Here is a 22,208-nt window from a genome sequence, read left to right as displayed (position 1 = left end):
TGTATGATACTGGAATTTAGTTGGCACGGAATCACCATGAAGCTTTCAGCTGAACAGTACCAGCCGTTGTTTAGCGCAGAGCAAGTTGCGCGTATAGACAAAGAGGCCATACGCTGCGGCACGCCCGGCCTCGAATTAATGACTCGAGCCGGCCAGGCCTGCTTTGAATTGGCGCAGAAACTGTGGCCCAGACGCGGCTGCATTGTTGTTTTGGCGGGTGCAGGTAACAACGGCGGTGACGGCTGGGTGGTCGCTGAGCTTGCCAAGCGGGCCGGCCTGGATCAGCAGTTGCTGTATCTGAAAGCGCCCGAAGCGCTACGTGCGGAGGCTGCCGAGGCGGCGACAAGGGCGTTGAACGCGGGGGTAAACGCGCGTTTATTTAGTGCCGATATCGCGTTTGAAAAAAGTGAGCAGCTTATTATTGTCGATGCTCTGCTCGGCACGGGCTTTGGTTCAGAGCTTAAAGAGCCCTTTCGTCACGCTATCGACTGGATTAACCACCAGCGCAGCCTCGGGGCATCGGTATTGTCTGTCGATTTGCCTTCTGGCCTCTATGCCGATACCGGCGCTGTCAGCTCCGCTGTTGTCAACGCTCATGCAAGCTTGAGCTTTATCGGCCGCAAGCGTGGCCTGTATACAGCTGACGCCGCCAATTATTGCGGTCAGCGCTTTTTTGAGCCGCTCGGCGTCGCCGAGCACATTGTCGACGCCGAGCACAGTAGTGTTTTGCTGTTGGAGTCGGTTGATGCAAGTTCGCTGCGGCGTGCACCAGTCTGCCACAAAGGCAGTTTTGGTCACGTTGGGGTGCTCGGTGGGGCCGAGGGCATGACTGGGGCTGCGCTGCTTGCCGCCGATGCCGCTCTGCACAGCGGTGCTGGTTTGGTTTCTATTTTGAGTGAGCGGGCTACGGTGGAAGCCGCTCGCCAGTGCCTGCCTGAGTGTATGGCGCACTTGGTCGACGACACGCAAGCGCTGTTGAACCTGCTAGAGCCGATTTCGGCATTGGCTGTGGGGCCGGGGCTTGCACGTGGCGAGTGGTCGTCAAAAGTGCTCTGCGCAGCGTTGAAGCACGCTTCGCAAAATGACAAAGCTCTGGTGCTCGACGCCGACGCGCTCAACTTGATTGCCGAGCAGAGCTTGCGCTTGCCGCAGTTTTCACGGGCGCCGATTATGACCCCGCACCCTGCAGAGGCGGCGCGCTTGTTAAACACTGATGTCAATGCCGTGCAGGCGGATCGCTATCGCGCAGTGCGCGAGCTAAGTGAGCGCTACCGCTGTGTGGTTGTCTTAAAAGGGGCCGGTACTTTAATCGCAGATTCAGATAAAATTTGGGTCAGCCCGCTGTCGTGCCCGGCCCTTGCTGTCGGGGGGGCGGGGGATGTACTGTGCGGTTTGATCGCCGCCCTGCTAGCGCAGGGGCTAAACGCAGTGGCTGCGGCAAAGCTGGCCGTCTGTGCTCACGGTTTGGCCGGTGTCAAAATCGAACAACAGCGCGGTGTTTTGGGTTTAAAGGCCGGTGAGCTTCCGGAATTAATACGAACGATACTAAATGACTCTTTGTGACTACCTCGCCGATGAAGCTGCGAGCTTGGATTTTGCCTCAAATTTGGCGCTTGCATTGAAGCGTCAGCTCCAACACGAGCAGCGCGGCTTAACGATATTTTTACTCGGCACACTCGGTGCAGGCAAAACAACACTTTGCCGCGGCCTGTTGCGCTCGCTCGGGCATTCAGGTGCGGTTAAGAGCCCGACTTATACTTTGGTTGAGCCTTACGAGCTTGAGGGTGTGCCGGCCTACCACTTTGATTTGTACCGCCTGGCCGATGCAGAAGAGCTCGAATACATGGGCATACGCGATTATTTTGAGCAAAATAGTCTGCGTTTGATTGAATGGCCTCAGCGCGGTGAGGGGATTTTACCGAGTGCCGATTTAACTGTGGCTTTGGATGTGCAGCTGCCTGGGCGGGCTGTTACCATAGAGGCCACTTCCGCCTCAGGAGAGGCCCTGCTGCAAAAATTACAAGAGCAAATTGCCGGAACGTGAGCGTGAAACGGGTTCGCATATCACTGTCATTTATTTATCTGAGTTTGCTGTGTCTGCTTAGTGCGGAGCTATTTGCCGCGACAGTTGAAGGCGTGCGCCTGTGGCGCTCGCCGGACTCCACCCGCCTGGTTTTTGATCTAGATGGCCCGGTCGATCACAAGTTGTTTAAATTATCTGGCCCTGAGCGCCTGGTTATCGACTTAAAAAACAGCCGCTTTGACGCCAAAACTAAAGACCTGAAACTTGCCGATACCCCGGTGAAAAAGCTGCGCTACGGCGGCCAAAAAGGCGGTGACTTGCGCATTGTTCTGGACCTAAAACACTCAGTCAAACCGCGCAGTTTTGCGCTCAAGCGCATTGACGATAAACCCGATCGTTTAGTTGTAGACCTGTACAACCGGCAGCAGCAAACGGAGAAAAGTGTCGAGGCGTTGCTGCCGGCTAAAAGTCAGCGGGGCAAACGGGACGTTGTGATTGCTATTGATGCCGGGCACGGGGGGGAAGACCCCGGGGCAATTGGGCCGGGCCGGCTCTATGAAAAAACGGTGGTGCTAAAAGTTGCAAAAAACCTAGCGAATACGATCAACAAAGAACCCGGTTACAAAGCGGTGTTAGTGCGCGAAGGGGATTATTTTATTCCCCTGCATAAGCGCCCTGAAAAAGCCCGTGCGGCGCACGCGGATTTATTTGTTTCTATTCACGCCGATGGTTTTGATAACCCCAAAGCTCGCGGCGCGTCTGTTTTTACCCTGAGCCGCCGCGGCGCGTCGAGCAAGATGGCGAGCATACTCGCCTCAAAAGAAAATAAATCGGATTTGATCGGCGGTGTAGACCGCATTCAGCTCGGCGACAAAGAAGAGCAGTTAAAAAAGATACTGGTTGATTTAAGTATGACCAGCTCGATGGAAGCGAGCATGGACGTCGGCAAGCGCGTATTAAATGAAATGGGTAAAGTGACACACTTGCATTCAAAGCGGGTTGAAAGTGCGGGGTTTGCGGTGCTTAAGTCTGCGGATGTGCCCTCTATTCTGGTTGAAACAGGTTTTATAACCAACCCGAGCGAAGCTAAAAACTTAAACTCCCTGGCTCACAGAACAAAACTGAGCAAGGCTATTTTTAAAGGCATCAACGCTTATTTTCAAAACCGTCCGCCCGAAGGTTCCTTTTTGGCCTGGAAAAAACAGGGCCGCGGAACAAATTACACAATCGCTTCGGGTGATACCCTAAGTTCCATTGCCCAGCGCTACAATGTCTCGGTTGCTTCCATCAAAAAAGCTAATCAATTAAATAGCTCGACAATTAAAGTCGGGCAGACCCTAGCCATTCCCACGTTATGAATACACGCAGAATTAAAAAACTGAGCCCGCGCCTGGCTAACCAGATTGCGGCGGGCGAAGTTGTTGAGCGCCCGGCCTCGGTCGTAAAAGAGCTGGTAGAAAACAGTATTGATGCCGGTGCCAGTCAAATTGATATTGATATCGAGGCCGGCGGCAGCAAGCTGATGCGGGTTCGGGACAACGGCTCGGGGGTGGCAAAAGAGGATTTGCCGCTGGCGTTGAGCCGCCATGCGACCAGTAAAATTCATGTATTAGATGAGCTCGAAGCGGTCGCTTCGCTCGGTTTTCGCGGCGAGGCCCTGGCTTCTATTTCGTCGGTTGCACGCCTGGTTATGACTTCAAATAACGGCGAGCATGAGAGCGCTTGGTGTGCCCGCGCGGAAGGGCGCGATATGGAAACCGAGCTGAGCCCTGCGGCTCACCCTCAGGGCACCAGTGTTGAAGTCCGGGATTTATTTTTTAACACTCCGGCGCGGCGCAAGTTTTTGCGCACAGAAAAAACCGAATACAACCGTATTGAAGACATTATCAAAAAACAGGCACTATCGCGTTTTGATTTGGGCTTTTCGTTAAAGAACAATCAAAAGCTTGTGCACAACTGGCGCCCTGCGGCCAGTCGTGCAGAGCAAGAAAAGCGCGTGGCGCAAATCTGTGGCAAAACCTTTATTGAAAATGCGCTGCACCTTGATATTGAACACACCGGGCTAAAACTTTGGGGCTGGGTGGCGCTGCCAACGTTTTCCCGTTCACAGGCAGACTTGCAGCACTTTTTTGTAAATGGCCGAGCGATCAAAGATAAGTTAGTTAGTCACGCGATACGCCAAGCGTATCAAGATGTGCTTTACCACGGTCGCCACCCGGCTTTTGTTTTGTACCTCGATCTGGATGCAGCGGCGGTTGATGTCAACGTGCACCCAACAAAACACGAAGTGCGTTTTCGGGACAATCGCCTTGTGCACGATTTTTTATTTCGCTCTTTGCACAAAGTACTTGCCGATGTTCGGCCTGAGGCGGGGGCTGAGCCGACGGTTTCAATCAGCGACGAAAATAATGACGCAGTGCCTCAGCAGGGCGCGATATCCTTTCGCCGCGCCGAAGCTCCTCTTGGGCAGCCGAGCTCGTATTCGACAGCGGCAGTCGCGGAGCAAATTGCTTCGTATCGCGCGCTGTTAAACCCCTCGCCGCAAAGTTTTGACAGCGACCTGATTGAGGCGCCGGAACACACTGTAAGTCAGCCGCAATTTAGTGCTCAGCGCGCAAGTTTTGAAGCGCAGGAGCAGCAGGCGGAAATCCCCCCGCTCGGTTTTGCGATTGCGCAGTTAAAAGGCATTTATGTGCTCGCCGAGAATGCACAGGGTTTGATCGTTGTCGACATGCACGCGGCGCACGAGCGCATAACCTATGAAAAAATGAAAACCGCGTTTGACCAGCAAAATTTACAGAGCCAGCCGCTGCTTGTACCGCAGAGTTTGGCGGTCAGTGAAAAAGAGGCGAACTGTGCCGAAGAGCATCAACAAGTATTTACCGAGCTCGGTTTTGTTGTCGAGCGAGCCGGGCCTGAAACTCTGATGGTCAGGCAGTTGCCGGTTGTGTTAAACCAGGCCGATGCCGAATCGCTGCTGCGCGATGTGTTAAGTGACCTGATCGAATTCGGTAGCAGCCGGCGCATTCGTGAGCATATCAACGAAATACTGGGCACGATGGCCTGTCACGGCTCGGTCAGGGCCAATCGCCGCTTGAGCATTGCAGAAATGAATGCGCTGCTCAGAGAGATGGAGGCGACAGAGCGCAGTGGTCAGTGTAATCACGGGCGTCCGACGTGGGCGGCGATGTCGCTCGGCGACCTCGACAAACTGTTTATGCGCGGGCAATAAGCAATGAGTCACGCGCCTATCTTGGCTTTGCTCGGGCCGACGGCCTCGGGCAAAACTGCGCTGGCGGTTGCGCTGGCGAAAGCGCTCGATGGCGAGATTATCAGTGTCGATTCGGCGCTGGTTTACCGCGGCCTCAATATCGGTGCGGCAAAACCCAGTGATGATGAGAAGCAGGGCATCGCCCACCACCTTATCGATATTCGCGACCCAGCGCAGCACTACAGCGCCGCAGACTTTAGTCGCGATGCGCAAGCGGCAATCGACGCTATTCGCGCGAGGGGCAAGCTACCTATTTTAGCCGGCGGCACGATGTTGTATTTCAAAGCTTTATTGCAAGGCATGAATGCGATGCCGGAAGCGAATTTAGAGATACGCGAGCAAATCGAAAAAGAGGCGCAGCAGCTTGGCTGGCCCGCGATGCATAAACAGTTGGCCGAAGTCGATGCAAAAACGGCGGCCAAGTTGCACCCGAATCACAGTCAGCGCATCAGCCGTGCGCTCGAGGTGTGGCGCTCGAGCGGCAAAAGTATGAGTCAGTGGCAGCAGGGCGAAACTCAGGGTTTATTAAAGCGAGAAGCAGTTGTGCAGATGGCGATCGCCCCGCGCGATCGCTCGGTATTGCACGAGCGCATTAATTTGCGGCTTGAAAATATGTTTGCTCAAGGTCTTATCGCCGAGGTAGAGGCTTTGCATCGGCGCGAGGATTTAAATGTTGAGCTGCCGTCGATGCGCTCAGTTGGTTATCGTCAGGTTTGGCTTTATCTCGATAAGCTTTATGATTACGAGACGATGCGGCACAAAGCACTGGTCGCAACAAGGCAGTTGGCCAAGCGTCAGTTAACGTGGTTGCGCTCGTGGCCTGACTTGCATTGGCTGGATACGATGACGAAAGAAGGTGCTTTGTGCACTTTTGATGAAATTGTGCGTCGCAGCCTGTCTATTTACGACAAAAGCACTTTATAATGTAGACATCGATCACTGTTTGTGGTCGCTTTTGCTATGTTGTTGTGAGGCTACACCGGTTTTATTTTGGCCAGGTTGTGAGCTTCTTTATAATTCCCATAAGGAGAATAATCATGTCAAAAGGGCATTCGCTACAAGACCCTTATCTGAACGTACTTCGCAAGGAGCGCATCCCTGTATCTATTTATCTGGTGAATGGAATCAAACTTCAGGGCCAGGTAGAGAGCTTCGATCAATTTGTTGTGCTGTTAAAAAATACCGTTAGCCAAATGGTATATAAACACGCAATTTCTACCGTGGTGCCATCTCGTCCAGTTCGTGTTCCGATGTTGAACCCCGAAGCTGGTGGAGAAGAGGAAGTCGGAGGCTAAGCAGAGCTACTTTGTTTTTTGAAAGACCCGACTCAGGTGAACTGGCCGTGCTGGTTCACCTGGAGCTCAGCCAGGTTGAGTTAAACAACGACCCGCGCGAATTTGAAGAGCTCGTTATTTCAGCTGGCGGCGACCCCGCCGACTTCATCAGTGGCCAGCGCGCTACCCCCCACGCTAAATTTTTTATTGGTACCGGCAAGTTAGACGAGCTGAAGCAGGCCGTGATTCAGCACGAAGCGGAAGTGGTTATCTTTAATCACGAGCTCAGTGCCAGCCAGGAGCGCAATCTTGAAAAGGCGCTTGAATGCCGGGTACTTGACCGCACAGGTTTGATTCTCGATATCTTTGCTCAGCGCGCGCGCACCCACGAAGGCAAGCTGCAAGTTGAACTCGCCCAACTCGAACATATGAGCACCCGCCTTATACGCGGCTGGACTCACCTTGAGCGGCAAAAAGGCGGTATCGGTTTGCGCGGTCCGGGCGAAACTCAGCTCGAGACCGACAGGCGTCTCTTGCGTGCACGCATAAAAAATATACACAAGCGTTTGGATAAAGTGCGCAAGCAGCGCGAGCAGGGGCGCCGGGCTCGCTCGCGTGCGGAAATTCCAACCCTGTCCCTGGTTGGTTACACCAACGCAGGTAAAAGCACGCTGTTCAACCGAATTACCGATTCGAGCGTATATGCCGAAGATCAATTGTTTGCGACACTCGATCCGACGATGCGCAAAATCGAACTAGCTCAGGTTGGGGCGGCCATCCTTGCCGACACGGTGGGTTTTGTCAGTAACTTGCCACACAAGCTCGTCGAGAGTTTTCGTGCGACGCTCGAAGAGGCGGCCAACGCAGATTTACTGTTACATGTCGTCGACTACGTCGACGACGAACGCCACCGGAATATGGAGCAGGTTGGCGAGGTGTTAAAAGAAATTGGTGCGGACGAACTGCCCGAGCTCGTTGTTTACAATAAAATCGACTTGCTCGAAGGCTTTGAGCCCAAGCTTGATCGCGATGAGCACGGCAAACCCGTAGCGGTGTGGCTGTCGGCACAAAGCGGTCAGGGCATAGACTTATTGCTCAAGGCGGTCAGTGACTTACTGGCGCAAGACGTTGTGCATGCGACGCTGTTGCTGCAGCCGAAATTCGCCCGCTTGCGAGCGAAGCTGTTTGCCAACAATTCGGTACTGCTGGAAAACTACCGGGACGACGGCCAGAGCGAGTTGGAAATACGCATCCCCGTGGCCGATTTAAATCGCATTTTGGCCGCTGAAAGCTTAACTGCCAGTGAGCTCGAGTTTTTAGATCCTGCTGCTGCAACAAAGCTTGCCGTATAATGTCGTAAATTTCTGAATCGGGCCGACTTGAAACTTCGAGCTTTGGGCCCGATATATGCAAAATCAATTTAACTGGAGATAGGCTATGGCTTGGAACGAGCCGGGTGGAAACAATAAAGACCCCTGGGGTGGTGGCAATCGTGGTAACGATGGCCCGCCGGATCTGGATGAGGTCATAAAAAACCTGCAGGATAAAGTCTCGTCCATCTTTGGTGGCGGCGGATCGGGCTCCTCTTCAAACGGCAAAAAGGACGGTAGTAACAAATTTATTATCGCTATTGTCTTTATTGTGCTCGGCCTGTTTTATATCTATGCCGGTGCCAGTGTGGTGAACGAGCAGGAGCGCGCGGTTGTGCTGCGCCTCGGTGAATACCAGCAGACCAAAGGCCCAGGTTTTCGTTGGAACCCGCCGGGTATCGATGAAGTTTTTGAGGTCAACGTAACCAAGGTACAGGAGTGGAGCACCACTCAACAGATGCTGACGCACGATCTCAATATTGTCGATATTAGTATCTCTACCCAATACGTAATCAGTGATGCGCGTGATTTTGTGTTAAATGTACGCGATCCCGAGACCAGTTTGCGCCAGGCCGCAAACTCAGCGCTGCGTCACGTTGCCGGCTCGACGCCTATGCACGATATTCTCACCGAGGGGCGTGAAGCGGTGGCGACAGAAGTAGCCGAGCGCCTGCAGGCCTACCTCGATAACTATAAAACCGGTATTAAAATTGAAACCGTCAACATTGAGAACAGCCGCGCGCCCTCTGAAGTGCAGGCAGCCTTTGACGATGTGATCAAAGCCCGGGAAGACGAAGAGCGCTACAAAAACGAAGCCCAGGCCTACAGCAACGGTTTGATTCCGGAAGCCCGTGGTAAAGCCCAGCGCATGATTGAAGAGGCTACTGCCTATAAAGAGCGTGTTGTTGCTCGGGCGGAAGGTGAGGCCCAGCGCTTTGAATACCTGTTAACCGAGTATGCAAAGTCGCCACAGGTGACGCGCGAGCGCCTCTACCTCGACGCGGTACAAGAGGTTATGCAGAACAGCTCAAAAGTGATGGTCGATGTTGAGGGCGGCAACAACATGCTCTATTTACCGCTCGATAAAATCGTAAGCTCTGCGCCCAAGCAAAGCGTCACAAGCGAGTTGAGCTCGAGCTCAGTTAGCGAGCTTGCCGACAAAGTAGTTCAGGATTTGATTGATCGCGGTGTGATTAACACCAGTCGCCGTTCTAGTTCACGAGGAGTCCGCTAAGATGCAAACCAAGACTTTAGGATTTGTCATTTTGTTGGTGATCGTGGCTTTAATCGGTGCCAACTCTCTGTACATCGTCAACGAATATCAGCGCGGCGTATTGCTTCGTCTCGGTAAGTTGCACAATGACGATATTAAGCCTGGGCTTCATATCAAGATCCCAGTTGTCGATGAAGTGCGCTTGTTTGATGCGCGTATTTTGACGGTTGATACTCGCCCAGAGCGCTTTTTGACTGTCGAAAAGAAAAGCATGGAAGTCGATAGCTTCACCAAGTGGCGCATTATTGATGTGGGCAAGTACTACACCGCTACCAACGGTGAAGAAGACCGCGCTATGCGCCTGCTGAGCCAGCGCGTTAACGAAGGTCTGCGCAACCAGTTTGCCCAGCGCACCTTGCAAGAGGTTGTCAGCGGTGAGCGCGACTTGTTGATGAGTGAGTTAGTTGAGCAGCTCAATGGCTTTACTCAGGACTCGCTCGGGGTTGAAGTTGTTGATGTGCGGGTCAAGAAGATCGACCTTCCCGGCCAGCTCAGCGATGCCGTTTTCCAGCGTATGCGCGCAGAGCGTGAGCGTGAAGCTCGCGATCACCGCTCCAAAGGTAAGGAGCAGGCTGAGATTATTCGCGCCGACGCGGACAGACAAAAAGCCGTGCTTGAAGCGCAAGCCTATCGCGATGCTGAGCTGCTTCGCGGTGAAGGCGATGCCAAAGCTGCCGCTATTTACGCCGATGCCTACAACAAAGACCCTGAGTTTTACGCCTTTCAGCGCAGCCTAAATGCTTATCGCAACGCCTTTAACTCAAAGGATGATGTGATGCTGGTGGACCCTAAGAGCGATTTCTTCCGCTACTTAAATAACGCCAAAGGCAAATAAAACTCGTTGTTTTAGTGGTCAATTAGTGTTCCGACCACCAAGCAAAGCGTGTTAGAATAAGGAAACCGGCTCCGATGGGCCGGTTTTTTTGTGTGTGAATGTTTTGCCCATGTTTCACAGGGGTAGGCTTCCCCTGCTTAGAGCTTATGTGGACAGAAATTGCCAGCGCCTTGTGCCTGGTCTTGGTAATTGAGGGCATTATCCCTTTTCTTTACCCTCAGCGTTGGCGCAACCTGGTTGCGCAGATGGCTTTGATGACTAATCGTCAGATACGCCTCGTCGGTTTGGCGAGTATGCTGTTGGGTACCGTCCTTTTGATGTTGATTCGCTAAGCGCAAGCTTAGCTACTGAAACTACTATGAAAAAAGTAGATCGCTGGCTGCTGCCAGATGCTATCGAAGAAATGCTTCCCGAGCAGGCCTCTCAGGTTGAAGACCTGCGCCGCCGCTTGGTGAATTTGTTTAAGAGCTGGGGTTATGACTATGTTATTCCGCCCATGCTCGAGTTCACTGATTCCCTGCTTGCCGGTTCCGATGACGATATCGGCTTGCTGACTTTTAAATTAACCGATCAGCTCAGCGGTAAAATGCTCGGTCTGCGCGCGGATATCACGCCGCAGGTGGCGCGTATGGACGCGCACAGCTTAAAGCGCGATGGCATTAATCGCCTGTGTTATGCCGGCCATGTTGCCCACACTAAACCCAAGGGGCCGCTGGTCTCGCGCACGCCGATTCAGGTTGGGATTGAGCTCTTTGGCGAGGCCGGTGCCGATGCCGATATCGAGGTGATCAGCTTATTAATTGCCACTCTCGAACAAGCTGGTTTGCCCGAACAGTATGTTGATCTTGGCCATGTCGGTGTCTTTCGTGCGCTCAGTAAATGCGCGGGCCTCAGCTGTGAGCAAGAAGGCGCGCTGTTTGATCTGATGCAAGTAAAAGCCTTTAGCGAAATTGAGTCGTGGCTCGAAGCCGAGCTCAGCGACGCTCAGCAGCGGCGCTGGTTTCTCAAGCTACCTCAGTTCGCCGGTTCCATCGCTGTGCTCGATGAGGCTCTCGATTTTTACGCTGACGCGCCCGCCGCTGTTAGCGACGCGATTGCCGAGTTAAAGGCGGTTGCCACGACTCTGGTTAGTCGCTTCCCGGAAGCGCGCCTGTACTTTGACCTGAGTGAGCTGCGCGGTTATCACTACTTGACCGGCATAGTCTTTGGTGCCTCGAGCCCGGGTGTCGGGGCTTCGATTGCCACTGGCGGTCGCTACGACCATATCGGCGAAGTATTTGGGCGCTCTCGCCCGGCAACAGGCTTTGCGGTTGATCTAACCGTTGTGCGCGAACAGGTCAAAGCTGAGCTTGTTGAGCAAAACGCTATTTTTGCGCCGCAGGTCGATAGCCCGGCCTACTGGGCAGAAGTCCAGGCGCTGCGCGCCAGTGGTGAGCGTGTTATCTGCGGGCTCGGCGGTCAGGCAGAAGCTTTCAGCCACCAGGGTTGCAACCGAATTTTGCAGGAGCACAATGGTGGCTTCCGCGTAAATTTTATAGAAACATCTAAGAACGAACCTTCACAAGAGAAATAAACTAGCATGGGTAAGAATGTTGTTGTGCTTGGCACCCAGTGGGGCGACGAGGGCAAAGGTAAAATTGTTGATCTGTTGACTGAAGAGATCGCCCATGTGGCGCGTTTCCAGGGCGGACACAACGCTGGCCACACCCTCGTTATCGAAGGTAAAAAAACCGTACTGCACCTGATACCTTCTGGTGTGCTGCGCGAGGGTGTGACCTGTTACATCGGCAACGGTGTGGTGCTCAGCCCTGAAGCGCTGTTAAAAGAGATTGCCGAGCTTGAAGAGCAGGGCGTGCCAGTGCGCGAGCGCATCAAGCTGAGCCCGGCCTGCCCGCTTATCCTGAGCTATCACGTGGCTCTCGACCAAGCCCGCGAAGCGGCGCGCGGCGACTCCAAGATCGGCACTACTGGCCGCGGCATTGGCCCTGCTTATGAAGATAAAGTCAGCCGTCGGGGCCTGCGCCTCGACGATATGAGCTGCGTCGACAGCTTTACTGAAAAGCTGCGCGCGGTTGTTGACTACCACAACTTCTCGCTCGAGCACTATTACAAAGCTGAGCCGATTAACTTTGATGCTTTACTGGCGCAGTGCATGGAAATGCGCGAGCAGCTATTGCCGATGGTTGGCGATGTTACGGCCGATTTACACGCCGCGCGCGAAAACGGTGAGAGCATATTGTTTGAGGGTGCCCAGGGCTCGCTGCTCGACATTGATCACGGTACTTACCCCTACGTGACCTCGTCAAACACCACCGCAGGTGGCGCGGCGACAGGCTCGGGTTTTGGCCCTTGTTATCTCGACTACGTGCTGGGCATTACCAAGGCTTATACCACGCGCGTTGGCTCCGGTCCGTTCCCGACTGAGCTCGACTGCGAGGTGGGTCAGCACCTGGGTGTGAAGGGGCACGAGTTCGGTGCCACCACCGGCCGCAAGCGCCGCACCGGTTGGTTTGATGCGCTGGCAGTGAAACACGCGGTGCAGATTAACTCGGTTACCGGCATCTGCTTGACCAAGCTCGATGTTCTCGATGGCCTCGATGAGGTTAAGATTTGCGTTGCCTACCAAAACAAAGCCGGGGAGAGCGTCGCTGTACCCAGCCGCACTGAGGATTGGGACAACATTGTTCCTGTCTACGAAAGCATGCCTGGCTGGAGCGAATCGACCTTTGGTGTGCAGCAGCGCGAAGCATTGCCGCAGGCAGCACTGGATTATATTGCTCGCCTGGAGCAGTTGGTCGGCGTGCCTGTTGATATTATTTCAACCGGCCCAGACCGTGTGGAAACAATAATCCTGCGCCATCCGTTTGAATAAAAGCTATGCTTGCGAAGGTTGAATACGAGTCGGCCTTCGCAGTCTCTCCGCCTAAGCTTGTTCTGAGCTTATCTTATCGCAGCGCCTGCCGCGCTAAGCTACACTGATTTTAAGTCCGACTTTTCGGGCCGGGTCCTGGAGAGTTTTATGGGTGAAGAGCGGCGCAAGCATCAGCGTTTTGCGATCAAGTGGCAGGCGAGAGTTATGTTGGCCGATCGCAGTTTGTACGCAGTGCCTGTCAACGATGTTAGTCTCGGCGGTGTCTCTATCCGCTTTCCCCATGTCGTTCCGATTAATACCCAGGTCAATATAGAGTTTCACGCGCAGTATCGCGGTGAGACATGCGCTATTCGCGCCAAAACCGTTGTTGCTCACCACACCTTGCTCGAAGATAACAGCGCAAAATTAGGGCTTAAGTTCACCCAGATCAGTCGTGAGCACCACCACCTTTTCAATAATATTCTGCAAGAGCTTGTCGACAAAATGGGCTGATTTATTGCCCCGGCCTTGAACTTCTTTTATTTGTCCATATCTAAGTAATGTGCCCGGGCTTCTCAGTAAGGCGGGTTTAACTTTAATCGTATTGCTTCTATGGAGAATATGTTATGAATGCTATTGATTTAACTCCCCTATATCGCAGCACTGTTGGTTTTGATCGTGTTGCTAATATTTTAGATTCTGCCCTGCGTGGCCCCCAGACGACAGCCGGCTATCCGCCCTACAATATCGAAGTGACAGGTGAAAACAGTTATGCCATTACCCTTGCGGTTGCAGGCTTTACTGAAGAAGAGCTTGATATTCAGGTTGAAAATGGCAATTTAACTGTCAGCGGTAAAAAAGCCAAAGCCGATGATGCGCGCCGCTATTTGTATCAGGGTATTGCCGAGCGTTCTTTTGAGCGTAAATTTAATCTTGCCGACCACGTGAAAGTTGACGGTGCAAAGCTTGAAAATGGTTTGTTAACAGTACTGTTAACACGGGAAATTCCCGAAGCGATGAAAGCCAGAAAAATCTCTATTAATGGCCATCAAGAAATCGAGCAAAAATAAGCTTTATTATTTTTAGTGTTGTAAAAAAGCCCGCGTCGCGGGCTTTTCTGTTTTTATATCTGTGGCCGGGTGTTTGGCAGCTTTAAAATCAAAATTCGATTTTAATGCCAACCATTAAGCCGTTTTCAAATTTATGGCGATCGCCGTTTTTATACTCGGCTTGAAAGCGGCGAATGCCGCCGTATATTGCACCGTTTTCAAAAGCTTCCCAACTCAGGCGCAGATTTAGATCGCTGAGGTTGTCAAAACCATCATTGACGGTAATTGATGGCGCGTAATACAGATCGGTAACTAAGTTTAAGCCGCTTGCGCCGGGAATCGCAAAGTTAAGCGTGCCGCCGAGGCCCAGCGCAGTAATGTTGTCGTTGTTGGTATCGCCATAATAAAGTTTGCCGCCGACACCGCCGCTAAGCGCTGTGCTGTTGCCAACCTTGCCGAAGGTGGCCATGCCGCCGCTAAACACTTGGCCCTGGTCTTCCGTTAGCAGTGCGGCGACTGAAAAGTTCACACCGTTGCTCGCGTGGGTAAAATCCGTGCGAATCTGAAAGGTATCGGAGCTCAGGTCCATATACAGATCGTTAGCGGTGGCTGCACCAGCGGCAGTCAGAGCCAGGCCGAAGCCGAGCGCGCGTTTAAGCTGTTTGCGCATAGGTACTCCTCAGAAGTCCTCAGAAATTATTTGTGGCGCATCATAGCACCTTCATTTGCTGATTTACCGCATTCTGCCCAGCTTTTTCGCGCACTGCTTTGTGGAAAGCTTTCGCTGGCGCTACTGAAATGCTGGAATTGCCGTACAATAAGGCTGTACATGAGCTCAGGTGGCCCAATGAAAAAATCCGATCGTTTTGCCGAACGCGAAGCGCAAAAATACGACAAGCCTATTCCCAGTCGTGAATTTATCCTCGAAATACTCGAAGCGTCTGAGGGGCCGCTCAGCCACAAAGCTCTGTGTAAAGAGCTGGAGCTGCACGGCGAAGATCAGATTGAAGCGCTGCGCCGCAGGCTTATCGCCATGGTGCGCGACGGGCAGCTTATCAGTAACCGCAAAGGTGCCTTTGGTCGTATCGATAAAATGGATCTAGTCAAAGGTCGCATACTCGCCCACCGCGACGGCTACGGTTTTGTTCGCCCCTTCGATGGCGGCAGTGATCTTTACCTGACCAACCGGCAAATGCGCAAAGTATTTGATGGGGATGAGGTGCTGGTGCGCAAAGGCCACACAAATTTTCGCGGCCAGGTTGAGGCACATATCGTCGAGGTGCTTAAACGCAATACCACTGAGCTTGTTGGCCAACTAATTCACGACGGCGGTTATGTATTTTTGGTGCCGGACAATCCAAAAATCAGCCAGGACATCATGCTCGAAGATGATGCCGGGGCAAAACCCGGTCAAATTGTGGTGGCCGAGCTGGTGCAGCAGCCCGGGCGCCATCAGCGAGCCGTGGGTAAAATAAAAGAAATTCTCGGCGATCACCTGGCGCCGGGTATGGAAATCGATGTTGCCATTCGCTCTCACGGCATTCCCTACCAGTGGCCTGCGGCAGTAAACGAGCAGTGTGAACAAATCAGCGCAGAAGTCGAAGAGCGAGACAAACAACACCGCGTGGATTTGCGCCACCTGCCGTTTGTCACCATCGACGGTGAAGACGCCCGTGACTTTGATGACGCTGTTTATTGTGAAACAAAACGCTCGGGCGGCTGGCGTCTCTATGTCGCGATTGCCGATGTCAGCCACTATGTGGCGCCGGCTTCTGCGCTTGACGACGAAGCGCAAAAACGCGCAACTTCGGTGTATTTCCCCCAGCATGTGGTACCGATGTTGCCCGAGCTACTCAGCAATGGTTTGTGTTCACTCAACCCGCACGTTGATCGTTTGTGCATGGTGTGTGAAATGACCATCAGCGCTGCCGGTCGCATCAGCGGTTTTAAATTTTATGAAGCGCTGATGCACAGCCAGGCTCGGCTGACCTATACCGAAGTGGGCAAGGTGCTCGCCGAGCGCAATGCGGGGCAAGGCCCGGCGCGAAAAAAACTCGAGGCGCTACTACCGGGCTTGGATTGTCTGCACGATTTATATTTGTGTTTAAGTGAGGCGCGCTCGCTCAGAGGGGCGATTGAGTTTGAGACGGTTGAAACCCGAATTGAGTTTGATGAAGCGCGGAAAATAAAGCAGATAGTGCCGGTGCACCGCAACGATGCCCACAAATTAATTGAAGAGTGCATGTTAGCGGCAAACGTCTGTGCCGCGCGTTTTTTGGAAATACATGAGTTGCCGGCGCTGTATCGTGTACACGAGCCGCCCAAGGCTGAAAAACTCGAGCTGTTGCACAACTATTTAGCCGAGCTGGGTCTACATATGCCCGCCCGCCGTGTGGTGCAACCAGCCGATTACCAAGCTGTGATGCAGCAGGCTGAAGGGCGCCCCGACCAGCATTTAATACAGACGGTGATGCTGCGCTCGATGAACCAGGCGGTTTACCAGCCGGATAATCTCGGCCACTTTGGTTTGGCTTATAAAGCGTATGCGCATTTTACCTCGCCGATACGTCGCTACCCGGATTTACTGGTGCACCGCGCTATTCGCTCGGTTATTCGCTCAGACAAAGACAGCCGCTATGTGCGCCGGGTGGAATCAGCCAAGGCCTTGGCAAAATCAAAAATTTACCCCTATGACGATGCGGCGATGGATGCCTTGGGTGAGCAGTGCTCGACGTGTGAGCGCCGCGCCGACGACGCCACCCGAGACGTGGTCAGTTGGCTCAAGTGTGAATATTTGCAAGATCATGTCGGCGAGCACTATGAGGGTGTGATCAGCTCGGTTACCGGTTTTGGTTTATTTGTTGAGTTAAAACAACTCTACGTTGAAGGTCTTATTCATATCACCTCCCTGCCGCAGGATTATTATCATTTCAGTGCGGTTCACCACAGCTTGAGCGGCGAGCGCAGCGGCCGAAGTTTTCGCCTCGGTGATGAACTGATTGTGCAGGTCTCGCGGGTTAGCCTGGATGATAGAAAAATTGACTTTGAGCTGGTTGAACAGCGCAAGCGTGTAAAAAACAAAAAAGCTAAAGCCGCAGCCAGAAGTGCCGGCAAGCGCGCAGCAAAAAACACCGCAAATGAACAGTCTGCGGGCGAACAAGCTGCGCAGGCAAAAAAAACCGGCCGGCGAGTACCGCGAAAACGGCCAGCAAACGAACGGCAAGCGCCAAAGGAAACCGGTGACGAGCAGCTGCTCAATAAGCGTGAGAAAAAAAGTAAAAGCGCTGGAAAAAATAAAAAAGCAGCGCCATCCAGTAAAAATAAACATGTGAAAAAGCTTGCCAAAAAGGCGGGCAGTAAAAAGAAAAAGCCAAGTAAAAAATGAGTAGTGAAACAGCTTTTGGTTTTCATGCGCTGCAGGTGTTATTAAAAACATCACCAGAGCGCATTGTTAAACTTTATGTCGCCAAAGGGCGGCAAGATCAACGTATGCAAAAATTGCTTGCCACTTGTGAGCAGCGCGCTATCAAACCGCTCTGGCTTGAGCGCGATGAGCTGGATAAGCTCTGTGACGGCCGCCACCAGGGGGTCTTTGCCGAGCTTAAAGCCGGTCGCAGCTACGCGGAGAAGGATCTTTACCAGTTGCTTGAAAAGCTTGATGGGCCGGCGACTCTGTTGGTGCTCGATGGGGTTACCGACCCTCACAATCTCGGCGCCTGTTTACGCACAGCCGATGCCGCTGGTGTGCACGCCGTCATCGTTCCGAAAGATAATAGTGCGAGCCTTACCGATGTGGCTCGCAAAGTTGCAAGTGGCGCAGCCGATACAGTGCCGCTAATTGCCGTCACAAATTTAGCCCGCTGCTTAAAAAAACTGCAGGAACTCGGCTGCTGGGTGACGGGTACGGCCGGTGAAGCCAGTGAGAATATTTATCAGGCCGATCTCGGTGGTTCGCGCGTTATTGTTATGGGTGCAGAGGGTAAAGGCATGCGGCGCCTGACGCGCGAATGCTGCGATAGCCTGGTCAAAATTCCAATGGCAGGAGAGGTTTCCAGCTTAAATGTCAGTGTCGCTACCGGAGTTATATTGTTTGAATTAGTCAGGCAGAGACAGCTCGCTTAAGTTTTTGGTTTGCTGTTGGCTCTGTTGTTTTATCACACATAAACGAGGGATGAGTCATGCGTGTAGCAGTATTTAATAGCAAGGATTACGATAAAGAAAGCCTCGGAGCTTATCGAGGCGAGCACGAATTTGTGTTTTTTAGGCCGGCGCTCGACGAGCACAGTGTCGCCATGGCACGCGGTTTTGATGCGGTCTGTTGTTTTGTCAACGACGATGTCGGCACCGCCGTTGTCGAGGCCCTGGCCGAGCTCGGCGTCAAGCTAATTGCCATGCGCTGCGCCGGATACAATAACGTTGATCTGGAGGCGGCAAAAGCGCGAGGTATAACGGTTTGTCGTGTACCCGAATACAGCCCGCACACCGTGGCAGAGCACGCTGTGGCGCTGATTATGGATTTAAATCGCAATATTCACCGCGCGTTTAATCGTATCCGCGAAAACGACTACAGCCTGCAGGGGCTGCAGGGCTTTGAAATTCACGGTAAAACAGTTGGTGTTATTGGTACCGGTATTATCGGTTCTACCTTTGCTAATTTAATGAGTGGCTTTGGCTGTCGCATCCTCGGTTACGATCCGGGGCAAAACGAGCGCTTTGCCAAAATTGGCGATTATGTAGAGCTGGATAAGCTGCTGAACGAAAGTGATATCGTCAGTTTGCACTGCCCGCTGCTGCCGGCAACCCGCCATATTGTTAATGCCGACAGCATTAATAAAATGAAAGACGGAGTGATGATAATCAATACCAGCCGCGGCGCTCTGGTCGATACCCCGGCCGTGATCGATGCGCTTAAAACCGGCAAGGTCGGTTGGCTCGGTCTCGATGTTTACGAAGATGAGGCGGGTTTGTTTTTTGAAGATAATAGCAACCGCATCTTAACCGACGATGTACTTGCGCGCCTGTTGACCTTTCCAAATGTGGTTATTACCGGGCACCAGGCGTTTTTTAGCCGCGAAGCTTTAAAAACCATTGCCGATACGACCATCGCCAATGTCGAGGCGTTTGCCGAGCAGCGCCTCGAAGAAAAAAATACCGTTAGCGTTTAGTACGCTGAGTGCCCACCCTTAGCTTTTAAACACTGAGGGTGGGCGCAATTTCCAGCTCGATAGCTTACGGGTTAACTTGCTTGCACATTAGTTGGCGGCCATCGTTAACGCTTAGTGTGAACTGCTGGCCCTTGCCGCGCACACTGTAAGCGCCACCGGCGTACGCAAAACCAGAGCCGCTTAATTGCTGCTGCAGGCTTGTCTTTTTGCCGTCAAAAAACAGGTCGGCGCTGTTTGTTTCCGGGAAAAAATTAATCTTAAGCTGTTGTTGCTCGCTGCAGACAAACTCGCGTTTTATGACTGCTGTATTTGGCTGCTCAGTCGCATGGGAAGCTGTGTCGCTCGTATTATTTGCACAGGCGCTAAGTAAGCAAGTAAGTAAACAAGTAAGTAAGGCCAACAAGCTTGCGCGAAGTGACATTCTGAACGCGGTCAATGTGAAAGCAGCGTGCTGGTGACGGTGTATGTTAATTCTCATTTTCAATGTTCTCCCTGTATATATTTTTTAACCCTTTCCCTGTTTCTCGCAAAGACTCTGTGAGCGAGAGCGTGTTGGCGGGCGCTAAAGCGGCTTGATGTGATGTTGAGCATATTAACGTCTCGCGCCAGCCTTTATGTTCCTATAGGCGCCTGATTTTCTGCGGGATCTAAAGTCGCTGGAGCAGGTGAAATAAGCCGCCTGGCTGCGAGCTTAGGGCAAAGCGCTGCCAGCTTAGCAGTCACTTGAGTACCGCCGGCATCTATCTCTCACCTTGAACCGGCAGCGACCCTGTTATCTTGCTTGTATTTTAAGCGCTTACGCCCTAGAATACGCCGCCCCTTTTTCTGGGGGCTATTCATTCACTCCTTGCTCCACCGCTACGCACGGGGAGCTTGTTATCCGAAAGGAGAGTTTATGCGTCATTATGAAATCCTGTTCCTGGTCCACCCAGACCAGAGTGAGCAAGTGCCCGGCATGGTCGAGCGCTACTCCGAAACCATCACTAAAGATGGTGGCAAGATCACTCGCCTCGAAGACTGGGGCCGTCGTCACCTTGCCTACAGCATCAACAAGATTCACAAAGCACACTACGTGCTGATCAACTGTGAAACAACTAACGAAGCTCTGGAAGAACTGACTACCAACTTCCGTTACAACGATGCTGTTCTTCGCCACTTGGTTATCCGCACTGATGAAGAGATCTCTGAAGAGTCTCCAATCATGAAGGCGGAAAAAGAAAGCCGTGAGCGTAAAGTTCGCGCTGAGCAGCGTGCCCAGGAAGCTGATAAAGCTGCCGACGCCGGCAAAGCCGAAGAATCAACTCAAAGCACTGAAGGAGAATAAGACATGGCCCGTTTTTTCCGTCGTCGTAAGTTCTGCCGTTTCTCCGCTGAAGGTGTTAAGCAGATCGACTACAAAGACCTCGATACTCTGAAAGCTTATATTTCTGAGACAGGCAAAATCGTTCCCAGTCGTATCACTGGTACCAAAGCAAAGTATCAGCGCCAGCTCGCCACGGCGATCAAGCGCGCTCGTTACGTAGCTCTGCTGCCTTATACCGACAGTCACGATCGTTAATAGACGCAGAGCGAGAGCATAAGACCTATGTTCAAGGCCTTGGCAAATTTTGTAATGCGGGGCCGCGTTCAGGCCATCATCGTCGCCTTAATCGGGAGCTGGATACCTTTTGTCTCTCAGGCGGTGTTGGGGCTGGTCACTCTCAGAAGAGGGTGGCAAGAAGGATTAATCATTAGCCTTTGGGCTAGTTTGCCGGCGTTTGCCGGGCTCTGGCTTGGCCAGGTACCGGTGCCGATGGCACTGGCAAGTATCGCCGTATTTTTTGTCGGCTTTATTTGCTGTGTGGTACTGCGCCAAAGCATCAGTTGGCCGCTGACACTCAGTGCTGTTGCACTGGTTAGCTCTGCCGCCGCGGTGTTGATAGCCGTGAGTCAGCCGGGTTTGGCTGAGGATGTTAAAAGCTTTTTTGCGTCGCTGCTGCAAGGTGGTGAAACGCAACTAGCTCCAGAGCTGAAGGCTCTGGCCGATGGCTGGAATACCGTCAGCAGCAGTGGGCTTATCGCCTACTGGATTGCCGTTAGCACCGTTATTGGTTTGCTGTTGGCGCGCTGGTGGCAGGCTCTGTTGTACAACCCGGGTGGTTTTCAGCAGGAGTTTCACAGCTTAAGGTTAACGCCCCAGGTGGCGCTGCTGTTTTCGGTGCTGGCAATTGCCGCAACCGGTGCTGGTAGTCAGTATCAGTTCTGGAGTGGCCTTTGTACCTTGCCGCTGATCTTTGCAGGGCTGGGTTTGCTGCATTGGCTCGTCGCGCAAAAAGCTTGGCCGGTGGGTGCCTTAGTCGGCATTTACTTGGCTTTATTGATTATTCCGGTCAGCGCTCTGTTAGTGATGCTGCTGGCACTGCTTGATGCAGTGCTCGATTTAAGAAAGAAATTTAATACAAGCCAAAGCTCGTGAGCTTTGGACCTTATAGAGGAAACTCTTATGGACGTTATTCTGTTAGATAAAGTTGGCAAGCTGGGTACAGTTGGCGACAAAGTAAGCGTAAAAGCTGGTTTTGGCCGCAACTTCCTGATCCCTCAGGGCAAAGCTGTACCGGCGACTGCTGCAAACCTGGAAGAGTTTGAAGCCCGTCGTACCGAGCTTGAAGCTGCCGCCAACGACAAAAAAATTGCCGCGCAGGCGCGCGCGACTCAGCTCGAAGAGCTGCAAGTTGTTATCGCTGCCAACGCTGGTGACGAAGGCAAGCTGTTTGGTTCCATCGGTGCGCGCGATATCGCCGAAGCGATTACCGCTGCTGGTGTTGAAGTTGCCAAGTCTGAAGTGAAGCTGCCTCAGGGTACTTTGCGTGAAGTTGGCGAGTACGACATCGACGTACAGCTGCACGTAGAAGTTACCCAGCAAGTTAAGCTGATCGTCGAAGCTGAGTAAGTGTTGAGCGCCTTGGCGCCCGAACAACTTAATCGCTAGAATAGGGCGCCGCCGTTGGCTCAACAGCTGATGGCGGCGCCCTATTTGTTTGTGCTGTGCTCAGGCTGTTCAATAACTGCCTGGCTTGAGCTGAAACGGCCGATAAAAACACCGTGTACTGACAATAAA

The 22,208-nt window shown here is 52.7% G+C and carries 23 protein-coding genes; 21 read left to right on the top strand and 2 right to left on the bottom strand.

The genetic code is table 11. From position 1 onward, the window contains the following. Positions 1–36: 36 nt before the first annotated feature. The 14 genes from CFK45_RS08615 to CFK45_RS08550 all read left to right on the top strand — a co-directional run bounded on the left by CFK45_RS08615 (position 37) and on the right by CFK45_RS08550 (position 13,967). Positions 37–1,563 (top strand): NAD(P)H-hydrate dehydratase, encoded by a 1,527-nt coding sequence (locus CFK45_RS08615; protein ID WP_158224649.1) that lies wholly within the window; start codon positions 37–39, stop codon positions 1,561–1,563. Beyond that, positions 1,550–2,044 carry a tRNA (adenosine(37)-N6)-threonylcarbamoyltransferase complex ATPase subunit type 1 TsaE gene (tsaE, locus tag CFK45_RS08610; protein WP_096086042.1) on the top strand — a complete coding sequence of 165 codons (495 nt, stop codon included), beginning with the start codon at positions 1,550–1,552 and terminating at the stop codon, positions 2,042–2,044. The genes CFK45_RS08615 and tsaE overlap by 14 nt, the downstream gene beginning before the upstream one ends. Before the next feature lie 2 nt (positions 2,045–2,046). Continuing rightward, positions 2,047–3,381, top strand: coding sequence for an N-acetylmuramoyl-L-alanine amidase (locus CFK45_RS08605; RefSeq protein ID WP_239923615.1), 1,335 nt, complete (start codon positions 2,047–2,049; stop codon positions 3,379–3,381). Beyond that, the gene (gene mutL, locus CFK45_RS08600) at positions 3,378–5,255 is read left to right on the top strand and encodes a DNA mismatch repair endonuclease MutL (RefSeq protein WP_096086040.1); all 1,878 of its coding nucleotides are present in this window, start codon (positions 3,378–3,380) and stop codon (positions 5,253–5,255) included. The genes CFK45_RS08605 and mutL overlap by 4 nt, the downstream gene beginning before the upstream one ends. Before the next feature lie 3 nt (positions 5,256–5,258). Then, entirely contained in the window at positions 5,259–6,218 is a 960-nt protein-coding gene (miaA, locus tag CFK45_RS08595) for a tRNA (adenosine(37)-N6)-dimethylallyltransferase MiaA (RefSeq protein WP_096086039.1), read from the top strand. A gap of 113 nt (positions 6,219–6,331) precedes the next feature. Beyond that, a complete protein-coding gene (gene hfq / locus CFK45_RS08590) occupies positions 6,332–6,589 on the top strand; it encodes an RNA chaperone Hfq (protein ID WP_096086038.1) in 258 nt (85 codons plus the stop codon). A gap of 11 nt (positions 6,590–6,600) precedes the next feature. Next, positions 6,601–7,920 carry a ribosome rescue GTPase HflX gene (hflX, locus tag CFK45_RS08585; protein WP_096086037.1) on the top strand — a complete coding sequence of 440 codons (1,320 nt, stop codon included), beginning with the start codon at positions 6,601–6,603 and terminating at the stop codon, positions 7,918–7,920. Between the two features lie 85 nt (positions 7,921–8,005). Beyond that, positions 8,006–9,172 carry an FtsH protease activity modulator HflK gene (gene hflK / locus CFK45_RS08580; protein WP_096086036.1) on the top strand — a complete coding sequence of 389 codons (1,167 nt, stop codon included), beginning with the start codon at positions 8,006–8,008 and terminating at the stop codon, positions 9,170–9,172. A 1-nt stretch (position 9,173) separates the two neighbouring features. After that, positions 9,174–10,046 (top strand): protease modulator HflC, encoded by an 873-nt coding sequence (gene hflC / locus CFK45_RS08575; protein ID WP_096086035.1) that lies wholly within the window; start codon positions 9,174–9,176, stop codon positions 10,044–10,046. A 146-nt stretch (positions 10,047–10,192) separates the two neighbouring features. Beyond that, a complete protein-coding gene (locus CFK45_RS08570) occupies positions 10,193–10,378 on the top strand; it encodes a DUF2065 domain-containing protein (protein WP_096086034.1) in 186 nt (61 codons plus the stop codon). Between the two features lie 26 nt (positions 10,379–10,404). After that, on the top strand, positions 10,405–11,619 hold the full coding sequence (locus tag CFK45_RS08565; protein WP_096086033.1) for an ATP phosphoribosyltransferase regulatory subunit: 1,215 nt from the start codon (positions 10,405–10,407) through the stop codon (positions 11,617–11,619). A gap of 6 nt (positions 11,620–11,625) precedes the next feature. Further along, positions 11,626–12,918 carry an adenylosuccinate synthase gene (locus CFK45_RS08560; RefSeq protein ID WP_096086032.1) on the top strand — a complete coding sequence of 431 codons (1,293 nt, stop codon included), beginning with the start codon at positions 11,626–11,628 and terminating at the stop codon, positions 12,916–12,918. A gap of 147 nt (positions 12,919–13,065) precedes the next feature. Further along, positions 13,066–13,410, top strand: a complete 345-nt coding sequence (locus CFK45_RS08555) for a PilZ domain-containing protein (protein WP_096086031.1) — start codon at positions 13,066–13,068, stop codon at positions 13,408–13,410. A 113-nt stretch (positions 13,411–13,523) separates the two neighbouring features. Further along, positions 13,524–13,967, top strand: a complete 444-nt coding sequence (locus CFK45_RS08550; protein ID WP_096086030.1) for an Hsp20 family protein — start codon at positions 13,524–13,526, stop codon at positions 13,965–13,967. A gap of 88 nt (positions 13,968–14,055) precedes the next feature. Here CFK45_RS08550 and CFK45_RS08545 read toward each other — a convergent pair whose 3' ends face one another. Beyond that, positions 14,056–14,616: a YfaZ family outer membrane protein gene (locus CFK45_RS08545; protein ID WP_096086029.1), complete on the bottom strand. Its 561-nt coding sequence runs from the start codon at positions 14,614–14,616 to the stop codon at positions 14,056–14,058. Between the two features lie 159 nt (positions 14,617–14,775). Here CFK45_RS08545 and rnr point away from each other — a divergent pair, with 159 nt between their 5' ends. Genes rnr through CFK45_RS08530 form a run of 3 tightly spaced genes read left to right on the top strand, consistent with a single transcriptional unit; the run spans position 14,776 to position 19,111 of the window. Then, on the top strand, positions 14,776–17,331 hold the full coding sequence (gene rnr / locus CFK45_RS08540) for a ribonuclease R (protein ID WP_096086028.1): 2,556 nt from the start codon (positions 14,776–14,778) through the stop codon (positions 17,329–17,331). After that, a complete protein-coding gene (rlmB, locus tag CFK45_RS08535) occupies positions 17,328–18,068 on the top strand; it encodes a 23S rRNA (guanosine(2251)-2'-O)-methyltransferase RlmB (protein ID WP_096086027.1) in 741 nt (246 codons plus the stop codon). Before rnr ends, rlmB begins: the two co-directional genes overlap by 4 nt. A gap of 56 nt (positions 18,069–18,124) precedes the next feature. After that, positions 18,125–19,111, top strand: a complete 987-nt coding sequence (locus CFK45_RS08530; RefSeq protein WP_096086026.1) for a 2-hydroxyacid dehydrogenase — start codon at positions 18,125–18,127, stop codon at positions 19,109–19,111. Between the two features lie 64 nt (positions 19,112–19,175). Here CFK45_RS08530 and CFK45_RS08525 read toward each other — a convergent pair whose 3' ends face one another. Then, a complete protein-coding gene (locus tag CFK45_RS08525; RefSeq protein WP_158224648.1) occupies positions 19,176–19,532 on the bottom strand; it encodes an MliC family protein in 357 nt (118 codons plus the stop codon). A gap of 474 nt (positions 19,533–20,006) precedes the next feature. On the opposite strand from CFK45_RS08525, the gene rpsF reads away from it, so the two are divergent. From rpsF to rplI, 4 genes are read left to right on the top strand one after another with little or no spacing between them, the layout of a single operon-like run. Further along, positions 20,007–20,435, top strand: coding sequence for a 30S ribosomal protein S6 (gene rpsF / locus CFK45_RS08520; RefSeq protein WP_096086024.1), 429 nt, complete (start codon positions 20,007–20,009; stop codon positions 20,433–20,435). 3 nt (positions 20,436–20,438) lie between these two features. Continuing rightward, complete coding sequence (gene rpsR, locus CFK45_RS08515) at positions 20,439–20,669, top strand: 30S ribosomal protein S18 (protein WP_096086023.1); 231 nt, start codon at positions 20,439–20,441, stop codon at positions 20,667–20,669. A 54-nt stretch (positions 20,670–20,723) separates the two neighbouring features. After that, positions 20,724–21,566, top strand: coding sequence for a hypothetical protein (locus CFK45_RS08510; protein ID WP_143247529.1), 843 nt, complete (start codon positions 20,724–20,726; stop codon positions 21,564–21,566). Positions 21,567–21,593: 27 nt separating this feature from the next. Further along, positions 21,594–22,040: a 50S ribosomal protein L9 gene (gene rplI / locus CFK45_RS08505; protein ID WP_096086021.1), complete on the top strand. Its 447-nt coding sequence runs from the start codon at positions 21,594–21,596 to the stop codon at positions 22,038–22,040. The last annotated feature ends 168 nt before the right edge of the window (positions 22,041–22,208 follow it).

This window comes from Agaribacterium haliotis (assembly GCF_002312815.1).
GTDB lineage: Bacteria > Pseudomonadota > Gammaproteobacteria > Pseudomonadales > Cellvibrionaceae > Agaribacterium > Agaribacterium haliotis.
The sequence above is the reverse complement of the archived record's forward strand: the minus strand, read 5'-3'. Positions and strand labels throughout refer to the sequence as shown.